The sequence below is a fragment of the Chungangia koreensis genome, assembly GCF_042651785.1.
Taxonomy (GTDB): Bacteria; Bacillota; Bacilli; order Bacillales_A; family Planococcaceae; genus Chungangia; species Chungangia koreensis.
In genome coordinates this window covers 246,196-265,894 of record NZ_JBHSEC010000002.1, presented here as the reverse complement: position 1 = coordinate 265,894, position 19,699 = coordinate 246,196, and the positions used below count along the sequence as shown (strand labels likewise).

At 41.5% G+C, this 19,699-nt stretch carries 16 protein-coding genes; 14 read left to right on the top strand and 2 right to left on the bottom strand.

Translation table 11 applies throughout. The features are described 5' to 3' along the window. Positions 1 to 10: 10 nt before the first annotated feature. Positions 11 to 448 (top strand): chemotaxis protein CheW, encoded by a 438-nt coding sequence (locus ACFOZY_RS02955; RefSeq protein WP_378152079.1) that lies wholly within the window; start codon positions 11 to 13, stop codon positions 446 to 448. A gap of 37 nt (positions 449 to 485) precedes the next feature. On the opposite strand, the gene ACFOZY_RS02950 is transcribed toward ACFOZY_RS02955, so the two are convergent. Further along, a complete protein-coding gene (locus ACFOZY_RS02950) occupies positions 486 to 956 on the bottom strand; it encodes a YkyB family protein (protein ID WP_378152077.1) in 471 nt (156 codons plus the stop codon). A gap of 348 nt (positions 957 to 1,304) precedes the next feature. Between ACFOZY_RS02950 and ACFOZY_RS02945 the strand changes: the two genes are divergently transcribed. The 13 genes from ACFOZY_RS02945 (at position 1,305) to ACFOZY_RS02885 (ending at position 18,360) form a co-directional block, all read left to right on the top strand. Beyond that, complete coding sequence (locus tag ACFOZY_RS02945; RefSeq protein WP_378152075.1) at positions 1,305 to 3,350, top strand: sensor domain-containing protein; 2,046 nt, start codon at positions 1,305 to 1,307, stop codon at positions 3,348 to 3,350. 407 nt (positions 3,351 to 3,757) lie between these two features. Continuing rightward, positions 3,758 to 4,555, top strand: a complete 798-nt coding sequence (gene fadH, locus ACFOZY_RS02940) for a 2,4-dienoyl-CoA reductase (RefSeq protein WP_378152073.1) — start codon at positions 3,758 to 3,760, stop codon at positions 4,553 to 4,555. A gap of 60 nt (positions 4,556 to 4,615) precedes the next feature. Next, positions 4,616 to 4,852 (top strand): hypothetical protein, encoded by a 237-nt coding sequence (locus tag ACFOZY_RS02935; RefSeq protein ID WP_378152071.1) that lies wholly within the window; start codon positions 4,616 to 4,618, stop codon positions 4,850 to 4,852. A 111-nt stretch (positions 4,853 to 4,963) separates the two neighbouring features. Continuing rightward, positions 4,964 to 5,404: a cyclic-di-AMP-binding protein CbpB gene (gene cbpB, locus ACFOZY_RS02930; protein ID WP_378152069.1), complete on the top strand. Its 441-nt coding sequence runs from the start codon at positions 4,964 to 4,966 to the stop codon at positions 5,402 to 5,404. A 67-nt stretch (positions 5,405 to 5,471) separates the two neighbouring features. Continuing rightward, entirely contained in the window at positions 5,472 to 6,347 is an 876-nt protein-coding gene (locus ACFOZY_RS02925; protein ID WP_378152067.1) for a LysR family transcriptional regulator, read from the top strand. Between the two features lie 140 nt (positions 6,348 to 6,487). After that, positions 6,488 to 8,914, top strand: coding sequence for a hypothetical protein (locus tag ACFOZY_RS02920; protein ID WP_378152065.1), 2,427 nt, complete (start codon positions 6,488 to 6,490; stop codon positions 8,912 to 8,914). Further along, positions 8,911 to 9,843 carry an ABC transporter ATP-binding protein gene (locus ACFOZY_RS02915; RefSeq protein ID WP_378152063.1) on the top strand — a complete coding sequence of 311 codons (933 nt, stop codon included), beginning with the start codon at positions 8,911 to 8,913 and terminating at the stop codon, positions 9,841 to 9,843. Before ACFOZY_RS02920 ends, ACFOZY_RS02915 begins: the two co-directional genes overlap by 4 nt. Continuing rightward, positions 9,840 to 10,694: an ABC transporter permease gene (locus tag ACFOZY_RS02910; protein ID WP_378152060.1), complete on the top strand. Its 855-nt coding sequence runs from the start codon at positions 9,840 to 9,842 to the stop codon at positions 10,692 to 10,694. Before ACFOZY_RS02915 ends, ACFOZY_RS02910 begins: the two co-directional genes overlap by 4 nt. A 12-nt stretch (positions 10,695 to 10,706) precedes the next feature. After that, on the top strand, positions 10,707 to 12,140 hold the full coding sequence (locus ACFOZY_RS02905) for a hypothetical protein (protein WP_378152058.1): 1,434 nt from the start codon (positions 10,707 to 10,709) through the stop codon (positions 12,138 to 12,140). A 15-nt stretch (positions 12,141 to 12,155) separates the two neighbouring features. Then, positions 12,156 to 13,148, top strand: coding sequence for an AAA family ATPase (locus ACFOZY_RS02900; protein ID WP_378152055.1), 993 nt, complete (start codon positions 12,156 to 12,158; stop codon positions 13,146 to 13,148). Then, positions 13,145 to 14,011, top strand: a complete 867-nt coding sequence (locus tag ACFOZY_RS02895) for a DUF58 domain-containing protein (RefSeq protein ID WP_378152053.1) — start codon at positions 13,145 to 13,147, stop codon at positions 14,009 to 14,011. The genes ACFOZY_RS02900 and ACFOZY_RS02895 overlap by 4 nt, the downstream gene beginning before the upstream one ends. Positions 14,012 to 14,021: 10 nt before the next feature. Next, positions 14,022 to 15,779 carry a vWA domain-containing protein gene (locus tag ACFOZY_RS02890; RefSeq protein ID WP_378152051.1) on the top strand — a complete coding sequence of 586 codons (1,758 nt, stop codon included), beginning with the start codon at positions 14,022 to 14,024 and terminating at the stop codon, positions 15,777 to 15,779. Continuing rightward, entirely contained in the window at positions 15,763 to 18,360 is a 2,598-nt protein-coding gene (locus tag ACFOZY_RS02885; RefSeq protein ID WP_378152049.1) for a VWA domain-containing protein, read from the top strand. Before ACFOZY_RS02890 ends, ACFOZY_RS02885 begins: the two co-directional genes overlap by 17 nt. Before the next feature lie 48 nt (positions 18,361 to 18,408). Here the strand turns inward: ACFOZY_RS02885 and ACFOZY_RS02880 are convergent, their stop codons facing one another. Further along, positions 18,409 to 19,605: an MFS transporter gene (locus ACFOZY_RS02880; protein ID WP_378152047.1), complete on the bottom strand. Its 1,197-nt coding sequence runs from the start codon at positions 19,603 to 19,605 to the stop codon at positions 18,409 to 18,411. Positions 19,606 to 19,699 lie beyond the last annotated feature (94 nt).

Here is a 19,699-nt window from a genome sequence, read left to right as displayed (position 1 = left end):
GGGAAGTTTCATGGAGAATGAAGAGCGTGTACTTGAACTGATTGAATATATCGTCGGCGGCAACCGATTTGGCCTGCCAATCGAGATGGTAAATGAAATCATCCAGCCGATGTCCGTAACTAAAATCCCTCAATCCCACCCATACGTAGAAGGGATTATCCAATTACGCGGTGAAGTCTACCCCGTAATAGATTTTCGTTCCTTATTAGGTGGCGGAAATGATGAATTGCTTCAAAAGTTCATCGTAGCGTCTGTTGAAGGAAGAAACGTCGTATTCCATGTTGACGATGTTCTACAAATCCATCGTATTTCTTTAAGTGTTATTGAGGAGCCAACCGATCTTTACGAAGGTGATCACCTCCCGCTTACAGGTGTAGTGAAATTTGAAGAGGGCATGATGCTCCTCATGGATTATGTGAAGTTATTAAACCACGTATTAGAACGATAACTAACAGAGACCGGCCTCTAATGGGACCGGTCTCTTTTTATTCAAAATAAGAAGTTTTCGTTGTATAGAAGCGAGTGTTCCGTTTGTAACTGGACTTTTTGTAGCGGGTACGGCTTTTCTGTTCTTTCTTTAGTAGCATAATTTGATTGACTCCGACATAATCAGTCAAAACCTGTTTTGCAAAATTTAAACTCATCCTTTTTTGTGGGTTTCTATAGTTTTCATCCAGTTCCCCTAAATGAGGGAGTTTTTGGAAGTCTTCTTTCTTGGGAAGAGTATGGAAATAGAAATCAGCGCATTTAACTAAAACGGATGATTGCTGTTTGCTGAAACGGGGATTTTTAACAAAGTGGAGTCCTACTTTGGAAGCTTTTCCTGAATCGATCATTTTTTCCAAGGCAATGCGTTTTAACTCATAGAGCTTTTTGTTGTCAGGCGCAGTCTTAGCATGCCGGTTGACTGTATAAATAGCTGTCGCTAATAAATCATTTGAAAAGTCATGTGTCATGGAATCCCGCCTTTCGCCTTCCTTTTTAAAAAATCAGAGAGTTCAATTAAAATAATCATACCAATGTTGGGCGATTTTGTATAGAAGCTGGAAGAAATAAAAGGAGAATTGATAGTAGGTTGAAGCAGGTGTTGAAAAAATATAGGTCTTTATGTTTAAATGAAATAAGAAAAAATATAAAATTGTATAAAGTATAGGCATAAATGACTAAACATACTTTCAAGATTTTTCGATATAAACCGACTATTTTCACTTATTTTAAAGAAATGAGTATTCAATTAGATGGAAACCCACTACAATTAAAAATGTATGGTAATGAGACGGTTGTACGTTAAGGTGGAGGAAAACATGAAGCAAACACCAGAGAATCATCAAGGAAATGAATGGCATCCACAAGTTCTCATGGATCAGAACCCTTATGAGCTCATGTTCCTATTAAGAAAAGGGAAAGAGCATAAGTATGAAGTTGCGTATGCAAACGAGTTGGGAATCTCCACTTTCGGTACAATGGGTTCATACACTAATGCCTTATCGTATTTTGGAACCGAAGTATGGGCTGTTCTATTCCGCTGCATCACTAAGCTTGCAGGGAAAGATCATTATACAGGAAAAGCGAACTTCCATATTCGAAACCAATCTCGCCACTATCAGATTCGATTATTTAAAGAGAAGACTAACCATGAACTTATTTGTGTCTCTCTACAGGATGAAACGGAATCAGAAAAAGAGCACAAACATCTATTATCGACTCAAGAACGATATAGCTCAATATTAAATAATAATTTGGATCCTCTAATTACCGTTAATACGGCAGGGGAAGTCCTTTTTGCCAACCCGTCGGCATGTAAGGCTTTTGGTTATCGTAAAGAAGAGTGGAAGGTGTTATCAGTCTTTCAATTGGTTGGAGAACGTTGGCAGCATAATTTCCAATACTTTATCCAAAGGGGCTTTGAAGGCGAATCCATCCAATTAGATGATTGTTCCTTCCAGCATCATAATGGTGAATATTTACCTGTTTATATGAAAGCAATTCCCGTATCGGTAAATGGCATAATTGATAGTCTCCATTTAATAATCCGGGATACATCTGATCATGTTGAAAATAAGGAGAAGCTTTTTTACTTGTCTTATCATGATCATTTGACTGGATTATGGAATCGACGGGCTCTAAAGGAACATTTAAAGGAAGATATGAAGATATCTGAAATGACATCAGAGGATTTGACGATTCTTTACGTTGACTTAGATCGATTCAAGTTGATTAATGAATCACTTGGATATAACTCCGGGGATGAATTATTACGTAGAATTGCAGAGCGCCTCTCGAACTTCACATCTCAAACAGGGCGGCTATACCGCCACAGCGGAGATGAGTTTGTATTTGTCCTTCATAGGAATTCGACAAAAGCAGAAGATTTTGCAAAACATATTCTTCGTGAATTGAATAAGCCGTTTTATATAAATCACCAAGAGTACTTTATATCCGCCTCAATTGGAATGGCTGTTTATCCAGCAGATGGAAACGATTTGGATTCCTTACTTAGAAAAGCGGATCATGCGGTTCATTACGTAAAAGAGCGAGGAAGAGCAGGCTATCGTTTCTTTAAGGAAGAGATGAATTCCTCTTTTGCCAATGACGCATTATTGGAATCACATCTCAGAAGGGCAATCGAATTAAATGAATTAGTAGTTTTTTACCAGCCGCAAGTTGATTTAAGATCGAATCAGATCAACAGCTTTGAAGCATTACTTCGATGGAATAATCCTACTTTTGGATTTGTTTCTCCAGCAAACTTTATACCAATTGCAGAAGAGTCGGGTCTCATTCTACAAATTGGTGATTGGGTATTGGAGCAGGTCTGTAAGCAACTACGTGATTGGCAGAATAAAGGCTTTAGACAAGTGAGGATTGCGGTCAATATTTCACCGAAACAGTTCAAAACTGAGTGCTTTGCTAAAAAAGTGGGAGACATGCTCAAGAAGTACGGAATTCACTCTTCTTCATTAGAGGTTGAAATAACTGAAAGTGCGATGACGAACACAAGTGAAACGTTGAATATTCTAAAAGAGTTAAAGAATATAGGTGTTGTCATATCGATTGATGATTTTGGAACGGGCTATTCCTCGTTAAGCTATTTAAAACGGTATCCGATTGATATTATTAAAATCGATCAAACATTTATACGCGATATCGAATTAGATGAAAAAAATGCAGCCATTGCTAAAACGATTATCCAATTGGCGCATAATTTGGGACTTGAGGTAGTTGCAGAAGGTGTCGAAAAGAATCAAGAAGTCGACTTCCTTAAAGGAGTGAATTGCCAAAAGGCACAAGGCTATTTTTTCAGCAGACCCATTCCAATTCATGAAATCGTGGAAAATTATATGAACTGAAAAATTGAGCTGTCCAAGTCGTCATTGGACAGCTCAAATTCATTTATAAATAATATTGATGTTTCACCCGCATTTCCGGATACTTCGTTTTCCGTGGGCTTCGCTTCAGGCAAACAGGATGTTGGTCACGAAGGCGTTGCCAAATAGCTACCGGAATCTGCTCCCCAGCAATTTTGCGACAAGCGAAGCGGTGGAGCAGCCAGGACGCGGCGCACTCCTGAGGGAAAAACGAGCCAGGTGAGACCCCGCAGACGTAGTCGAGGAGGCTCACGGATCGCCCGCGGAAAGCGCCCGCGTGGAGCGTTACTCCAGTTTTATCTATTTTTTGTCAAAAAGTTAAGCTGTCCAAGTCATTGTGGGCAACTTTTTTTATATGGCTACTTTAATTGCCATTCAAATGCTATAATATGAGTGAATATTCATTCATTAAAGGGGTGGTTGAATTGTTGCTTACAGGTAAAACAATAATTGTTACCGGTGGTTCAAGCGGAATGGGTTTCCATATGGCAAAGAAATTTATAGAAGAAGGTGCCAAAGTAGTCATCACCGGCCGTGATTTGGACAAACTGAATAAGGCCAAAGAGGAAGTCGGAGAAAATATGTCTGTTTTTCAAATGGATGTACGTGATCCCGAAATGGCAAAGGAAATGGTTCGTTTTACTGAAGAAACTTTTGGTTCTGTTGATGGACTGGTCAATAATGCTGCCGGGAATTTTATAGTACATGCCGAAAAACTATCGCCTAACGGTTGGAAAGCCGTTATTGATATCGTGTTAAATGGCACTTTTTACTGTTCACAAGCGGTTGGTAACTATTGGATCGAGAAAGGTTCAAAGGGAGCCATCCTTAATATGTTGGCTACGTATGCTTGGAATGCTGGTGCTGGAGTCATCCATTCCGCTGCGGCGAAAGCAGGAGTCATGTCGCTTACTCGAACACTTGCAATTGAATGGGGAAGTCAATATGGTATTCGAGTCAATGGTATTGCGCCAGGTCCAATTGAACGGACTGGAGGCGCATCTAAACTTTGGGAATCAGAAGATGCAGCAAAACGAACATTAGCATCCGTTCCACTTGGCAGACTGGGTACTCCTGAAGAAATTGCAGATTTGGCATCCTTTATCATGTCCGAAAAAGCGGCTTATATGAATGGAGAAATTGTTACCTTAGATGGAGGACAATGGCTTAATAAATTCCCTTTTTAATCGAGTAAGCTCCACGATTTCGGACATATTAATGGAAACGGAACGAGGAGGAAGTTTTGTATGTCAATTTGGTTATGGCCGCTTCTTATAGTCATCATTGGAATCGTTCTGATATCGTACTTTTCATCGGTTTCAGTGACAAAACAACAGCAGAAAGCTCAAGTTTTGGATAAAGGCATTTCACAAAAAGTACATGACCATCCTTTCACACTGAATCCTATTATTTGGGCATATATCTTAGCCGCCGTATTTTCGGGAATATTGATTTTCTATTATGCAGTCGTCTACACTTTTTAGTGGATGGCTGCTTTTTTTTGTGCGTTCCCCCAAAACCTTTCCCGTTTTTATGATATGATGGAAGAGAGTTGCTGTTCTGACTTTAAGAGAACGGACAAAGGAGTAGAAAAGATGATTTCGGTGAACAACAAAGATTTCTTGCATACGCCAATTGAAGAATTCATTATTTCTTCTGAGAAAGTTGCTCATGTCCAGGTAGGCAATAGTGCCGAGCATGCATTGCTCGTACTGACGAAAACTGGATATTCATCCATTCCTGTTTTAGATTCCCAGTATCGATTAAAGGGGTTACTCAGCTCCCGGATGATTACAGAATCCATATTAGGTTTGGAACACATTGAATATGAGAAACTGACTGATTTGAAGGTCGACGACATTATGCAAAAGGATTTCCCAGTCATCAAAATTCATGATCGATTCCAAAAAGGTTTAGACTTGCTCATTAATCACGCATTCCTTTGTGTTACTGATGATGAGGGAATGTTTGTAGGCATTTTAACGAGGAGAGTCATATTAAAACAGTTAAAGAGGTTTATATATTCAGTGAATTGAAAATCCAAACAAAAAGGTCTCATTTGGGACCTTTTTGTCTATTCTTGAGGTTCAAAGGAGAAGAACTATGACGAGTGAAGCCCAAATTCTAAAAGTATTAGCTGAAGAACGTAATATGAGAAAGGCTGCCGAACGGCTATTCCTATCCCAACCTGCACTTTCTCAGCGGCTTCAGTCCATTGAAAAAGAGTGGGGGGCTCAACTGTTCATTCGTTCCCAAAAAGGTCTTACACCAACTCCTGCTGGTGAATTGGCCATTCAATTCGCTTCTGATATTCTGCAAAAGCGAGAGGAAATCTTTGAAACAATCCAAGCGCTGTCCTCAAAAGTACATGGTACATTGAAAATTGCATGTGCTTCAATCGTGGGACAAAACTGGCTGCCTCAAGTATTGAAAGATTTCATCACGCAATACCCGGATGCCAAATTGTCACTGATCACCGGGTGGAGTTCGGAGATTGTCAGAGCGTTATATGATGGGGAAGCACATATTGGTATTGTCCGTGGACAAATTGATTGGAAAGGGCCGAAAATGCATCTTTTTCGGGATAATCTGTACTTAGTGGACAAGGAGATCACTTCTGTAGATGAAGTGCTATCCACTGACCGCCCATTCATACAATTCAAAAGTGATTCGAACTACTATCAGGAGATTCAGCAATGGTGGCAACGCCATTTTTCATCCAATCCGAAAAGGCAAATTACGGTGGATCAGATTGAAACATGTAAACAGATGGCCATGAATGGAATCGGCTATGCCATTCTTCCGTCAATTACGTTAAATGGCTTTGAAAATGTCAATAAAGTACCATTAACAAATGATCAAGCCGAATTCGAGTTGACAAGGGATACTTGGCTCATTGGATACGAAGCTACCTTCGAATTACGACAGGTGGAAGCCTTCGTAGAGTTAGTAAAAGAACATGCAAAAAAGGTCAAATAAAGTCATTTCTTAGCTTTTCATAAACGATATTGAATAGTTAAATCTCTAACATGGCGACATACCGCCATGTTTTTTTAGTATTATAGGAACTATTAGATTATTTAAACGTACTAATCAATAGAGAGAAAAGGGGGATTTACATGCATAAAATCCAAAAGCTGCTGATCTTACCGATTATTGCTTTTATTTTTTGCGTACTACCAGCAGCACAGGCAGCAGCGGAACCAAAACTTGAAATAAGTGCCACCGGAGGGTTTGACAATAAAGTGAAACATGGACACGGTCTTCCCTTGACGATAACCGTCACGAATAGTGGTGACGCATTTTCCGGAGATTTAGTGATTGATTATTCGGAAACATATGCTACAGGGGCAGCCTTAGTACTTCCGGTTGAAATCGGGTCTGGCGAAACGAAGACCTTGGAATTGACACTTTCGGGCTTCTCCGATCAATATATGTACAATTCAAGTAACTTTAAAATGTTTCACTTCTATGAAGGTGGTTGGGAAAACGGCAAATCACTGGATTACAAAGGGAACAAAAGCTTGAAAATCAATATGTTCGATCAGATGACGAATTTTATTGTCACCTTATCGAATAGTGCAGACCGCGTAAAGGCAATCACGAATGTGAATGTCCAATCAGGACCGTTCGGGGCTGGTAAGCAAATCATCCATTTAGGTCAAAGGAAAGATTTCATTTTCCCTTCGGACCAGGAAGCATGGGCAGCCGCTGATTATATGATTATTGATGAGTATGTATTAAGTGATTTAAGTGAAGAACAACAAGCAGCCATTTTGGGATGGGTTCAAAATGGCGGGATTGCAGTCATTGGTGCTTCCGAAAATACAGTGGCTGAAATGGGGCTGTTAGGTAGCCACTTGCCCCTTAAGCTAAGTACAGAACGAATTACGATTGCTCCCGAATTTTTCACTGAACATTCAAATGGCTCAAAATTCAATGAGCCGGTTTCAGTTTTTGAAGCTGAAGCAACTGAAGGGAGTAATTCAATTTTAACCGGACCAGGCTCCGTGATTGCAGCCTCCAAATCAGTAGGAAATGGCTTGATTTTGCAGACCGCATTTTCTATCGGAGATGAACCGCTATCTACACAGCCGGGGTATGCAAACTTCTTATCAGAATTATTGAAGAAAGTAAGCAAGCCGATGACAAACACCAATTATATGCATGGGCAAAGTATAAAAGAGTCAATGGTTTGGGAAGTCGGAAATGTTAACGAACTGTTCCAATCATTTAAAATTAACACCCCAGTGATCGTGGGAGTCATCGTATTGTATATTTTGATAGTCGGTCCGCTTATGTATTTATTATTGAAACGGAAAGATAAAAGGGAACATGCCTGGTGGATCATTCCAGTTATATCAATTATCACATCCATAGCGATATTCGCTTATGGAGCTAAGGATCGACTCGTGAAGCCACAAATTCAACAGACAAGTTTGTTAGAGGTTAACGAAGATGGGAGTCTCTCCGGTTATTATATGGAGTCTCTATTATCAAATAAGAGCGGTGAATTTTCCTTCGTTGCACCAAAGGAAACGAATATGACAGCATCGTTGCAATCCGGATTCCAAATGATGTCTGATGGGGGTTCATTCCAAAAAGCTGTACTTGAACCAAGTGCTAATCAATCTACCTTGACACTTCGTAATGTCGGATATTGGTCGGTCAATTCGATTCTTGGTCAATCATTCATAGAAGATGCCGGGAAGTTAGCGGTTGACTTGACGGTTGAAAATGAAACTGTAAAAGGAACAATTACGAATGGTTTTCCTTTTTCATTAAAAGAAGTTTCGATTTGGGCGGGTTCAAAGTTCATAGAACTTGGCGATTTGGCGCCTAATGCCACTCTAAATGTAAATGAGAAATTAGGTAGTGCCATCATGCCTCCGGCTGGAACTGGATATGCCATGAACTCTTACAATAATATGGGCCCTTTAAAAGCTGATGAACTGACAGAAGCAAGGAAAAATAGTGCCATTCGAATGTCAGCAGCCTTTGTGGGGGCTTCAAATGAGCCAGCAATTGTGGCTTATACAGAGGATGCCATTATTCCAGTCGAACTCGAAGGGCAACGGGTAGATATGTCAGCCGTAAATGTGATCTTACAGACATTTAAGCCGGAGACCATCATGTCCGGGGACTTCATCCTTCCTGCAACATCGTTGGATCATGAATTGACCGCTGCCAATTCAGGTGGATATTTCGAGCCCATGGATGTAAGCCGATTGGAATGGTATCTTGAGCAAGGTGACTATTCCATGAAGTGGAACGTGCCTGAAAATATGCCGCTCCAAGGAGTGAGTTGGACAGAATTGCAAGTGGTTAATACATCTTCCAATTCCTCTATTACCGTTCAGGTTAAAAACGTGAAAACGAATGAGTTTGAGGAAGTTCTGCAAGGCAAGAGACATACCATTAAAGACAATGTGCAAGATTATATAACGGCTGATGGACAAATTGAGCTCCTCATCCATAAGGACATGGCTAACGGTGACCAGTATACGAAACTGCCGGAAGTCCGTTTGAAGGGGGCGGTACAATGATTGAAATTAAAGGAATAACCAAAAAGTATGGTTCGTTCTATGCATTAAATAGCTTGGATCTTTCGATTAGTGAAGGGACCGTATTCGGATTTGTAGGTGCCAATGGTGCCGGAAAATCAACGACATTCTCCATTTTGGCTACACTACTTCAGCCGACAGCAGGTGACGCTTCCATTAACGGTAAAAGTGTTTTGACACAACCTGAGGAAGTTAGGAAGCAAATTGGTTATATGCCTGATTTCTTTGGAGTGTATGATCAACTGAAAGCGGATGAATATCTTGATTTTTACGGAGCGAGTTATGGTATTCCTGCGGAAAAAAGGAAGGAATTAATTCCAAAATTGTTGGAGTTAGTTAACCTTTCCCATAAACGCTATGACTACGTAGACTTATTATCAAGGGGAATGAAGCAAAGGCTATGCTTGGCAAGATGTCTCATTCATGACCCAAAAGTTCTTATTTTAGATGAACCTGCTTCTGGTTTGGACCCGCGTGCCAGGGTTGAAATGAGAGATATATTGCGGCAATTGAAAACAATGGGCAAAACCATTCTCATTTCATCCCATATCCTTCCGGAGCTTGCTGAAATGTGTGACGAAATCGGAGTGATTGATGGCGGGAATTTGATAGCCCACGGTTCAGTACATGAGATTCAGGCCCAGTTAAAAGGTGAACGCCAAATTACCGTTAAGACTAAAGGTCTTCCGGACATGGCACTACGATTCTTTGAAGAAGATCCTTTTGCTGCTAATGTTGAGTATGATGAAGATAAAAAAGTGGTTCTCTTTACTTATCGGGGTTCTGAGGAAGACCAAATCGCACTATTAAAACGTGCGGTTGAAGAGTTGAGAATATCATCCTTCTCCGAAACAGAAACAGATCTGGAAGATGTATTCATGGAGATTACGAAAGGAGCGGATCCGGCATGAAAATGAATTTAAACAACCCAGTTTTAGTGAAAGAAATTAAACTGCGGTTCCGTTCGATGAAAAGCTTTACAGGAATCCTCTTTTACTTGATAGCCATGAGCATTTTCGTGTTCGGGTATATCTTCTTGACAACCACACTTTCAGATTCGGAGTTTTTCAGACCAGAACAAAGTTTCCTTCTGTTTTCTATGCTTTCCTTTATACAGCTTGGATTGATCCTTTTCATTACACCTGGATTAACAGCTGGGGCAATCAGTACGGAACGGGAAAAACAAACACTTAATATTTTGTTGACAACGTCCCAAAGCTCGTTTCAAATAATCGCCGGAAAGCTCACTTCGTCGATTGCATTCCTGTTCCATCTGCTGTTGGCAGGATTGCCGATATATAGTTTAGTTTTCCTTTTTGGTGGAATTTCACCAAGTCAGTTAGGACTAATTTTAGCTTTCTCGGTATTGACTATGATTGCCATCGGAAGCATTGGAATCATGTTTTCGACATTGATTCGTAAAACGATCGTATCGATGATAGCAACTTACGGAATGATGATATTTTTTGCAGGAGTAACAGGATTCTTTTTCTTAATTGCATCTGAAATTAGCCGATACGCAATGGGCATGCCAGGAGGTCCGCAGCAGCCGGAGATATTAGCTCATTTCTGGGCAAGTATTAACCCTGTTGTATTGATCCTAACGTTTCTCCAACCTGATATGAATCAAGCGTTTTCTGATATGACAAATATTGATTTCCCAATTTGGGCAGGATATTTAATTTTTTATACGTTACTAACTGTCGTCGCCATATTTATAGCTGTAAAGAAACTACGTGTTAATATGAAACGAAAAAAATAAGGAGGAGTACCGATGAGTAGTCGAGAACAACTAATAACATATGTCAAGAAGGTAAGAGCCAGTTTGTCCGCGGTCCATTTTGCGAGATCAATTCAAAATGCTCTATTCTTTGGGGTTCTGACAGCAGCAATTGTGCTTTTGGGTTCTCGTCTATTTGTACTTCCTTACTATTTGAACTGGGCAACGGCTGCCGCGTTACTTGTCTGTTTCATTGTACTGCTTTGGAAGCTCTTCAAACGACCTTCCAATAGAGAAGCGATTAGAGCGCTCGATCCTTATCTTCCGGATAATCTGTTGATCAGTGCTTTGTCATTTAAAGAATCGGATTCTATGTTGGTCCAGCCCTTACTGAAGAAGACTGTGGAAAAAATTCAGGCTGCATATGAATTATTCAAGCGCAGAAAAAAGAATGTCTTTTTAGCTAAGCCTCTAATCGGTTTGGCACTTTCTTTGGCCGTAGTAGGAATTCTATTCATTTTCCCGGCAGCCACACAGTTGGAGGCTCAAGAGATCGAGAAGGAAAATGAAATTGTTGAAGAAATGAAAAGAGAAGTTAAAAAGTTAGTGAAGAAAGAGACACCTGAGTCTTTGAAAAAAAATGTAGAGGAACTTTTAGCCGAACTTGAAAAAACTGAAACTGCTAATGAAGCTTTACGTGAAGTTGTAAAAAAACAGAAGGAATTGAAGCTGCAGGAGCAAAACTTATTGAAGAAGCAGTCCCTTGCCGAAAAAGAAGGAGAGGGAGGACTAACTTCAACTGAGGAACAAGAACTTAAAGAATTGATGGACATGACAGCTGCCCTTGCACAACAGGCGGGATTAACTCAAACCGCCTTAAGTAAGTTGGGGAAACCTGTTGACTTTCCGATCCAATCAGCATCTGCGGGGAATTCCGGTTCATCAGGCAGTGGTGATGGTGACAAAGAAGGAAACGGGGAAGGGAAAGACGGCAATTCCAAGCAGGGTCAAGGTCAGGGCCAAGGCCAAGGACAAGGTCAGGGACAAGGTCAAGGTCAGGGACAGGGCCAAGGACAAGGCCAAGGACAAGGACAAGGTCAAGGACAGGGCCAAGGTCAGGGACAAGGCCAAGGACAGGGACAGGGCCAAGGTCAAGGCCAAGGACAGGGCCAAGGACAAGGAGGTTCTCAAGGAGGTCAAGGAGGTTCTCAAGGCGGGAAAGGTTCGGGCGGACGGAATTTACTCTCTGTGCCTGATAGAATTGGAGGAACCGGCAATACAGAGGTAGACCCTGGGAAAATGGGGGAAGGCAATGCTGCAGGAGAGCAGAAGGGCCAAGTTCCGATGGCAAAAGGAACTGTCAGACCTTATGAAGAAGTGATCGGTTCCTACAAAGATTCATACATCCAAAGTTCTGAACGACTACAACTACCGCCGGAATTACAGCGGATCGTCTCTGACTACTTTTCGGATATTCAATCCCAATAGAAATGGAGTGCCATTATGTCATATACACCTGAACAATTTACGGAAATGAGTGAACGACTACATTCCATACGAAAGGAAATCGGTCGTTTCATCGTCGGACAGCATGAAGCTGTCGATTTTACGATCTATTCGATTTTAGCCGATGGGCATGCATTGCTGGAGGGGTTGCCTGGACTTGGAAAGACCATGTTAGTCCGCACCATTTCAGAAGTATTGAATCTAAGCTTCTCAAGGATTCAATTTACCCCTGATCTTATGCCGGCTGATATAACCGGGACGAGTATAATTGAACGTCTTGAAAACGGTAGACAACAATTTACCTTCCAAGAAGGACCCATTTTCAATCAGATGGTATTAGCGGATGAAATTAACCGTGCAACCCCTAAAACACAGAGTGCCTTACTTGAAGCGATGGGCGAAAAGACGGTGACAATTTTAGGGGATACGAAAGACATGCAAAAGCCGTTTTTCGTCTTAGCTACTCAAAATCCGATTGAAATGGAAGGGACATATCCACTTCCGGAAGCTCAAATGGACCGCTTTTTATGTAAAATTATCGTTCCTTACCCTTCTAAGGAAGAATTGACCGAGATTGTGAAACGAACAACAGGCTCAACAACTGTTGAGCTTCAAAAAATGATGAATGCCCATGATCTTTTAGATGCACAACAAATGGTCAAGGAAGTTCTAATAGCAGATGATATGCTGACTTATGCAGTTGACCTTGTTGCAGCAACTCACCCTGAAGCAGATACCATTGAGGAAGTGAAACAATTCGTCCAATACGGTAGTGGTCCTCGCGGTCTGCAAAGTATGATCCGTATGGCAAAAGCGAGAGCACTTTTCGCTGGACGTTATCACGTATCGATTGCTGACATCAAAACAGTAGCAAAACCGGTTTTAAGACACCGCCTTCTGTTGAATTATGAAGGGGAAGCTACCGGAATTACTGCTGATACAATCATTGATCAGCTCCTACTTCAAATCAGGCAAGGACAGACAATATGATGAACATCATTCCCGATGATTGGGCTGCAAAAATCAGCAGACTTTCACTTTCTACAAAATCAAAGCTCCGTGGCCATCATAAAGGATCACATAGGTCAAAAAGATTTGGATCGTCTCTCGACTTTTCCGATTTCCGCGAGTATCACGTAGGGGATGATGTAAGACAAATCGATTGGAATGTTTTTGCCAGGACCGAAAAACATTTCATCAAACGGTTTCTTGATGAACAAGAAATGCGTGTACATATCCTGTTGGATTCGACTAAATCTATGGGCGGCGAACAGAAGTGGACGTTCGCAAGACAGTTGGCCATTGCACTGGGGTTACTTGTATTGAATAAAGATGATCGGCTTACGTTTTCAGCCGTCGACGGAAGTAGGGATTCCTTTTTCCGTCGGAAGGGGTCAACTTATAAGAAACCGTATATCGATTATGTTTCACGTCAGTCTGCCAACTTTCACGGCTCTTTTGCAGAACACGCAGCTCTCCGCATACCTAAAGATGTGACTGTTTTATTTATCATTACTGATGGTCTGGAACCGATTGAAAATTGGGAGCCATTTTTAAGAAGACTGCCGCGGCATGCCGGAGATATTCGCCTTCTACTGGTAGAAACAGAAGAAGAAATAGATCCCGATTATAGGGGAGACCTTCGGATGATCGATATGGAAACGGATCTGAAAGTCAATGTTACCGTTTCTCATAGGGTGCTGGATGAATACAGGGAAAAAAGAGAAAAGCATCAAGCTCAACTCGAATCGCTTTGCAGGAGGTACGGAGTTCGACTTATGCCGGTTAATAGTAACGATGGACTTATGCATGTCATGTTCCATCAACTATTGAGAGCAAATTGGGTACATTGAGGTGTCCGTCTTGGGAATAGAACAATTAGCATATTTATGGACGGCGATTTTTCCGTTAACCGTCCTGATTTATTATTTCTTTCGGAAAAAATTTACGGAGAAACCGGTTTCCTCTACTTTGTTTTGGGAAGAAGTGATGAAGGAAACGAAGGTTTCACCTTATTTACAACATCTTCAGCGAAACGCATTGTTTTACTTGCAGATGCTTGCGCTCCTACTTTTTGTTTTTGCTTTACTAAACCCTTACTACAAAACAAAGGCGATTGCCGGTGAACAAATCATTTGGATCGTCGATACTTCCGCCTCTATGCTTGCTGGAGAGGATCAAAGTCTTTTTGATCAACATAAGGAAGAAATGGAGCAGTTGACGCTCCAACTGTCCGGTAAACCACTCACTCTTATTACAACAGGTGAACAGCCTACAGTCGTTTTAAGAAATGAAACGGATGAAAATGTAATACGTAAGGCAATCCAATCGTTAAAGGTTACATATGAACATGAGCAGATGCCTAAAACATTGGATTTTACCCAAACTCTTTTTTCCGATCAAACAACAACTATCTTTCTATTTACTGATCAAATAGATCGGCAGGATCTCCCGGTGCAGGAATCGGTCAATTGGGTTGTGAAAGGTGGACCAGCAGAAATCACAAACGTGTCAATTAATCGTTTCGGTGCAGCTAAGACAGAGTCAGGCATTTCTGCCATCGTCCAGATTGTTAACAATTCCAAAGAAGAATCTGTCGGGACTGTAGCCATTCAGGAAGTGGACGGGGAATCTGTAGTAAGCCAACAGGATTTTACGATTACGCCCGGGGAAACAGTTACCTACTCATTTAAGGAATTACCGGATGTCGATGCCTTAACGGCAGTACTCGATGTTAAAGATGACTACTTGGAAGATAATACAGTGAGTATTTTACTTCAACAAAATGTATCGGAAGTATTCGTAGATGCCAGCCTTCATGAATTGGTTCGTAAAGCTTTCGAAGCAATGGACTTTCCGGTTAGTACAGTTCCAACCGAACAGATTAGCTCGGTACGCGATGAAGCGATCATTGTGACCAATCAGACGGAACTTCTTACTAATGGACAAAATGTCTTATTAATCGGTAGGAATGATGAAAGCAGTTCAGAAATCAGTGGAGATATCAGCGTTTCAGAGAACGGATTATTTTCTTTTGCATTACCGAAAGATGTGTATGTAAGCGAACTGTACCCTCCATTTGAAGGGTATGAAACGATTGCATCAGTAGGAGAACATCCCTTCATCCAAGTTTCTCCTGAAGGGAATATTGCTGTTCTTTCTGATGTGCAAATGACAGACTGGCCCTTACATCCATCATTTCCATTATTCCTCTGGAGCGCCAGAGAAGAATTATCGACCGGTGGAAATTATATCGGCACGTTTTCTCCGAACGAACAACGGCCATTAGCAATTGCCACCGCTGAAAATGACGGGTGGGATATCTACTCATTAGCGGGGGAACATATTTCGACCATTTCAGATGGTGGAAAATTTAAAGCTCCAGAAACTCCAGGGCTATACATGATCCGATCCGATGATGAAGAAAAAAGATTTTCAGTCGCTCTCCAACAATCGGAGAAAGAGCTGCTGCCTGGTTCATCGTTCAGAATCGGAGACGCTTCAGGAGAATCAATCGAAGAAACGGTCAACCGCTCAATCGTACCGATATTGCTGTTGGTGATTTTACTTGTAATGGCCGCAGAATGGGAGGTGCAGAGAAGACGTGGATTTACGAATTGATCAGCCGTTATGGCTGCTACTATGTATCCCATTCGCGATTTACTTTATATGGGCTTGGAGAAAAGGGAGAGAGCATTTCCGTCGGGAACACGCTGTTGCCTATGCCTTGCGTGCTCTATCCATCTTATTATTAATTTTTGCAATTACTGGACCTTACCTGCTTCTTCCAGTGAAGGATGAACAAATCTTGTTTGTTATTGACCGATCTGCATCGGCGGCTGGAAATGATGAATGGATCTATGACTGGATAGAAGAAAGTCTGGATAGTAAAAATGCCAATCAATCTGTAGGGGTTTATACATTTGGAGGGAACTTCCAGACAGAGGTCAAATTGTCTGATGAGGTGAAGGAAGTACCGATCTTTTCGGGATTAAGAGAAACCGGTGACACGAATATTGAACAAGCTCTTCAGTTGGCATCGAGTGTAGCAGAGTCTAATAAGGCAACTCGAATTGTTTTGATATCAGACGGCCTTGAGACAAGAGGATCTGTATCGGATGAACTGTTCAGGCTCGCAGGCGGTAATATACAAATAGACACGGTTCCCCTTAAGCAAACGGTTAATGAAGATGTGGCCATAACTTCCTTTGAGACACCTCCCGTTGCATTCGAGGGTGAACAACAGCAGCTGATCGTTGAAGTGGAGTCATCCAGCGAGAAGGAAGGTGAGCTCCTACTACTTCAAAATGACAAATTGCTAATGAAACAAGCTGTCAAAATTGAGCCCGGCACGAATACATACTCATTCAGGCATGCATCTACAGGCAACGGCTTGCTTAAATATGAAGTTCAGTTAATCGTACCGGATGATGGGCTTTTAGAAAATAATAAATTGACGAGCGTGACAACAGTGGAAAGTTCCCCGAGGCTATTAGTTGTTCATGGGAAGGATCGTCAATCCCCAATTCCAGGGATTATTGACGCACAGGTTGTGGAAACAGATATGATTTCTGCAGAGATGCTTCCATATGATCTATCCAATTACTTGGATTATGATGCGATCATCTTCGATAATGTTCCGGGTCATCTTGTAGGTGAACAGAAGATGGGAGTGATTGAACAGGCTGTCAAAAACTTTGGAGTCGGGTTCATGATGGTCGGTGGAGAAAACAGCTTCGGATTAGGGGGCTATTTTAAATCACCGATTGAGAAGCTCCTTCCGGTCGAGATGGAAGTGAAGGGGAAACAACAGCTCCCTTCGTTAGGGATAGTCATCGTGCTTGACCGTTCCGGAAGTATGATGGGTAGTAAACTCGAGTTAGCCAAAGAAGCAGCTGCTCGTTCTGTTGAATTATTACGAGATGGGGACACTTTAGGATTTATAGCTTTCGATGATCGGCCATGGGAAATCATTGAAACAGGTGAACTGACTGACAAGGAAGAAGCGGTCAATCAAATCCTATCAGTCCCAGCTGGCGGTGGAACCGAAATTTACTCGAGCTTGGAAATGGCATTCCAAAATTTGCAGGACCTCAAGTTGCAGCGAAAACACATCATTCTTCTGACGGATGGGCAATCGGCTACTCAAAATGATTACCAGGCTTTGATAGAAGAAGGTTTGGAGCACAATACAACCCTTTCGACAGTTTCGATTGGTCAGGATGCCGATCGAAATCTGCTGGAAATGCTTGCTGAAATTGGTGCTGGGAGATATTACGATGTGCAAGATGAAAGTACAATTCCAGCAATACTTTCAAGAGAAACTGTCATGATTTCAAGGACATACATTGAAGATAATCCGTTCTATCCTGCTATCGGTGGAGATCCTGTATGGACCAGTCTTTTTGACCAAGGGGTTCCACAAATGAATGCGTATATAGCCACCACTGCTAAACAGACTGCTTCCGTTGTGATGGAAAGTGAACAGGAGGACCCGGTTTTGGCGGAATGGATGTATGGTCTTGGTCGTACAATTGCCTATACTTCTGATTCGCCAGGGGCATGGAGTGGCGATTTCGCCCGTTGGGAAAGATGGCCGGATTTATGGAATACAGCAGTCTCTCGATTACTTCCATCGTTTAATGAAATACCATTCGATATCCGCAGATCCGATGATGGTTCCTACATTATACAGGACCCTTCAGGTAATTCCTCCTTCTTGGATGTTGCTGTTGTGAATGAACGCGGAGAAGAAATCGAAGTGATGGCTGAACCGATTGCACCAGGTAAAACAAGAGTCACCATGGAAACCGACCCTGGGCTTGTATTCTTCAGGGTTTCAAATGAATCTGAGGAGGTTTATCAAGCAGGACTATCGGTTCCATATAGCGACGAGTATCGACTCCAGCAGCCCGATGAAGGATTATTAAACCAAATCTCCGAGCGTACTGGGGGGCAGGTACTTGAAGAACCGTCCCAGGCTTTTAGGAACTTGCCTTACGAAAGTGCCGAAAGGCAAAGTATCCAAAAGGCACTCATATTTTCTTCACTCCTATTATTCTTCGTTGATATAACAATCCGGAGATTTGGTTGGAGGAATATTAGAACGATTTCTCAAGTAGTACAAAGAAAAAGAGAACCGGAATCCGTTCAAGAAACATTACATGTAGAACAACTGTTGAAATTGAAAAAGAAAAGATAAAAAAAGGAAATCCGAGAGCATGCCGCTCTTTGGATTTCCTTTTTGCTGTTATAGGGCAGCTATTACTTTTTCTTTTCGCTTATACCAGACGAAAGAAATAGAAAAGCTGATTAACAGGATTAGAGTACCTAAATAATAGGGATATGTCATGTCGATATCGAAGAGGACTCCGGCTAATGCTGGTCCTACCATATTTCCTAAACTCATATAAGCGTTATTCATACCGGCTGCAAAACCTTGTTCAGTCCCGGCAAATTTAGAAATGAGTGTATTGACAGCTGGGCGGATCAATGTGGTAGCTGTCGTGAAAATTGTTGAAACGGTTAGGATTGCCCAAAATTCATTAACAAAAAGGACAGCGAATAGTGATAAGGCAGCCACAACTAAATTGACAAGAATGATTTTAATTTCTCCAAAAATCTTGAAAAGTCTGCTGACAAAAAATGTCTGGACAATGACTCCTGCCAGTCCTCCAAATGTCAAAACAATTGAAATGGTGCCAGGAGAATAGTTGAAATGCTTATCCATATACAACGTAATCGTCGATTGGAAATTCGCCAAACCGAACGAAAAGACGAAAACTACGATCAACAACACAAAATAAGTTGTATGGACGGACCTTTTCATTTGTTGCAAAATATTTTCTTGGACTTTAGGTGCTCCAATTGCTCCCGCTTGTTCTGCAGGTTTAATATTCGGCAAAGCGAAGAAGGAGATGACCGCGGATAGTAATGCTACTGCAGTAGCGATATAAAAAGGGAACTGCAGACTAACATTAGATAAGTACCCGCCTATACCAGGACCGACCATGAAGCCAAGTGAGATTGCAGCACCTAAATAGCTCATTCCTTTTCCCCGGTCCTCATAGGTTGTTACATCGGCTACAAAAGCCATCGTCGGTGGCACTAAGAATGCTGAACCAAGTCCTGTAAAGAAGCGAGCAACGAATAATAGCCAAAGTTCGTCAACCATCCCGAACATTAGTTGTGAGAGGCCGAAAATGACTAATCCGAAGATGATAAGATGTTTTCTTCCATGCTTGTCGGATATATTTCCGGCAATCGGTGAAAAGATGAATTGGGAGAATGAAAGAATGGCAACAAGGAATCCGAGTGCCTGTCCAGCTGCTCCGAAAGTTTCCAAATAACTCGGCATGATCGGTATGATCAGTCCAATTCCGGAAAATGCGATGAACATATTGAACATCAGTACAAATAAGGCAAATTTGTTTGTCTGTTCCGCCACTGTGGGAATCCCTACTTTCTACATGCAATCTATTACAGATACTATCATATACGTAATGGCTTATCCATTTCGATACTCGAAATACAGATATGTT

Coding starts and splice junctions, on each gene's coding strand:
- ACFOZY_RS02955 (WP_378152079.1), top strand. CDS start 11: ATGGAGAATGAAGAGCGTGTACTTGAACTGATTGAATATATCGTCGGC.
- ACFOZY_RS02920 (WP_378152065.1), top strand. CDS start 6,488: ATGCATAAAATCCAAAAGCTGCTGATCTTACCGATTATTGCTTTTATT.
- fadH (WP_378152073.1), top strand. CDS start 3,758: ATGAGTGAATATTCATTCATTAAAGGGGTGGTTGAATTGTTGCTTACA.
- ACFOZY_RS02945 (WP_378152075.1), top strand. CDS start 1,305: ATGAAGCAAACACCAGAGAATCATCAAGGAAATGAATGGCATCCACAA.
- ACFOZY_RS02905 (WP_378152058.1), top strand. CDS start 10,707: ATGAGTAGTCGAGAACAACTAATAACATATGTCAAGAAGGTAAGAGCC.
- ACFOZY_RS02900 (WP_378152055.1), top strand. CDS start 12,156: ATGTCATATACACCTGAACAATTTACGGAAATGAGTGAACGACTACAT.
- ACFOZY_RS02915 (WP_378152063.1), top strand. CDS start 8,911: ATGATTGAAATTAAAGGAATAACCAAAAAGTATGGTTCGTTCTATGCA.
- cbpB (WP_378152069.1), top strand. CDS start 4,964: ATGATTTCGGTGAACAACAAAGATTTCTTGCATACGCCAATTGAAGAA.
- ACFOZY_RS02895 (WP_378152053.1), top strand. CDS start 13,145: ATGATGAACATCATTCCCGATGATTGGGCTGCAAAAATCAGCAGACTT.
- ACFOZY_RS02935 (WP_378152071.1), top strand. CDS start 4,616: ATGTCAATTTGGTTATGGCCGCTTCTTATAGTCATCATTGGAATCGTT.
- ACFOZY_RS02910 (WP_378152060.1), top strand. CDS start 9,840: ATGAAAATGAATTTAAACAACCCAGTTTTAGTGAAAGAAATTAAACTG.
- ACFOZY_RS02925 (WP_378152067.1), top strand. CDS start 5,472: ATGACGAGTGAAGCCCAAATTCTAAAAGTATTAGCTGAAGAACGTAAT.
- ACFOZY_RS02950 (WP_378152077.1), bottom strand. CDS start 956: ATGACACATGACTTTTCAAATGATTTATTAGCGACAGCTATTTATACA.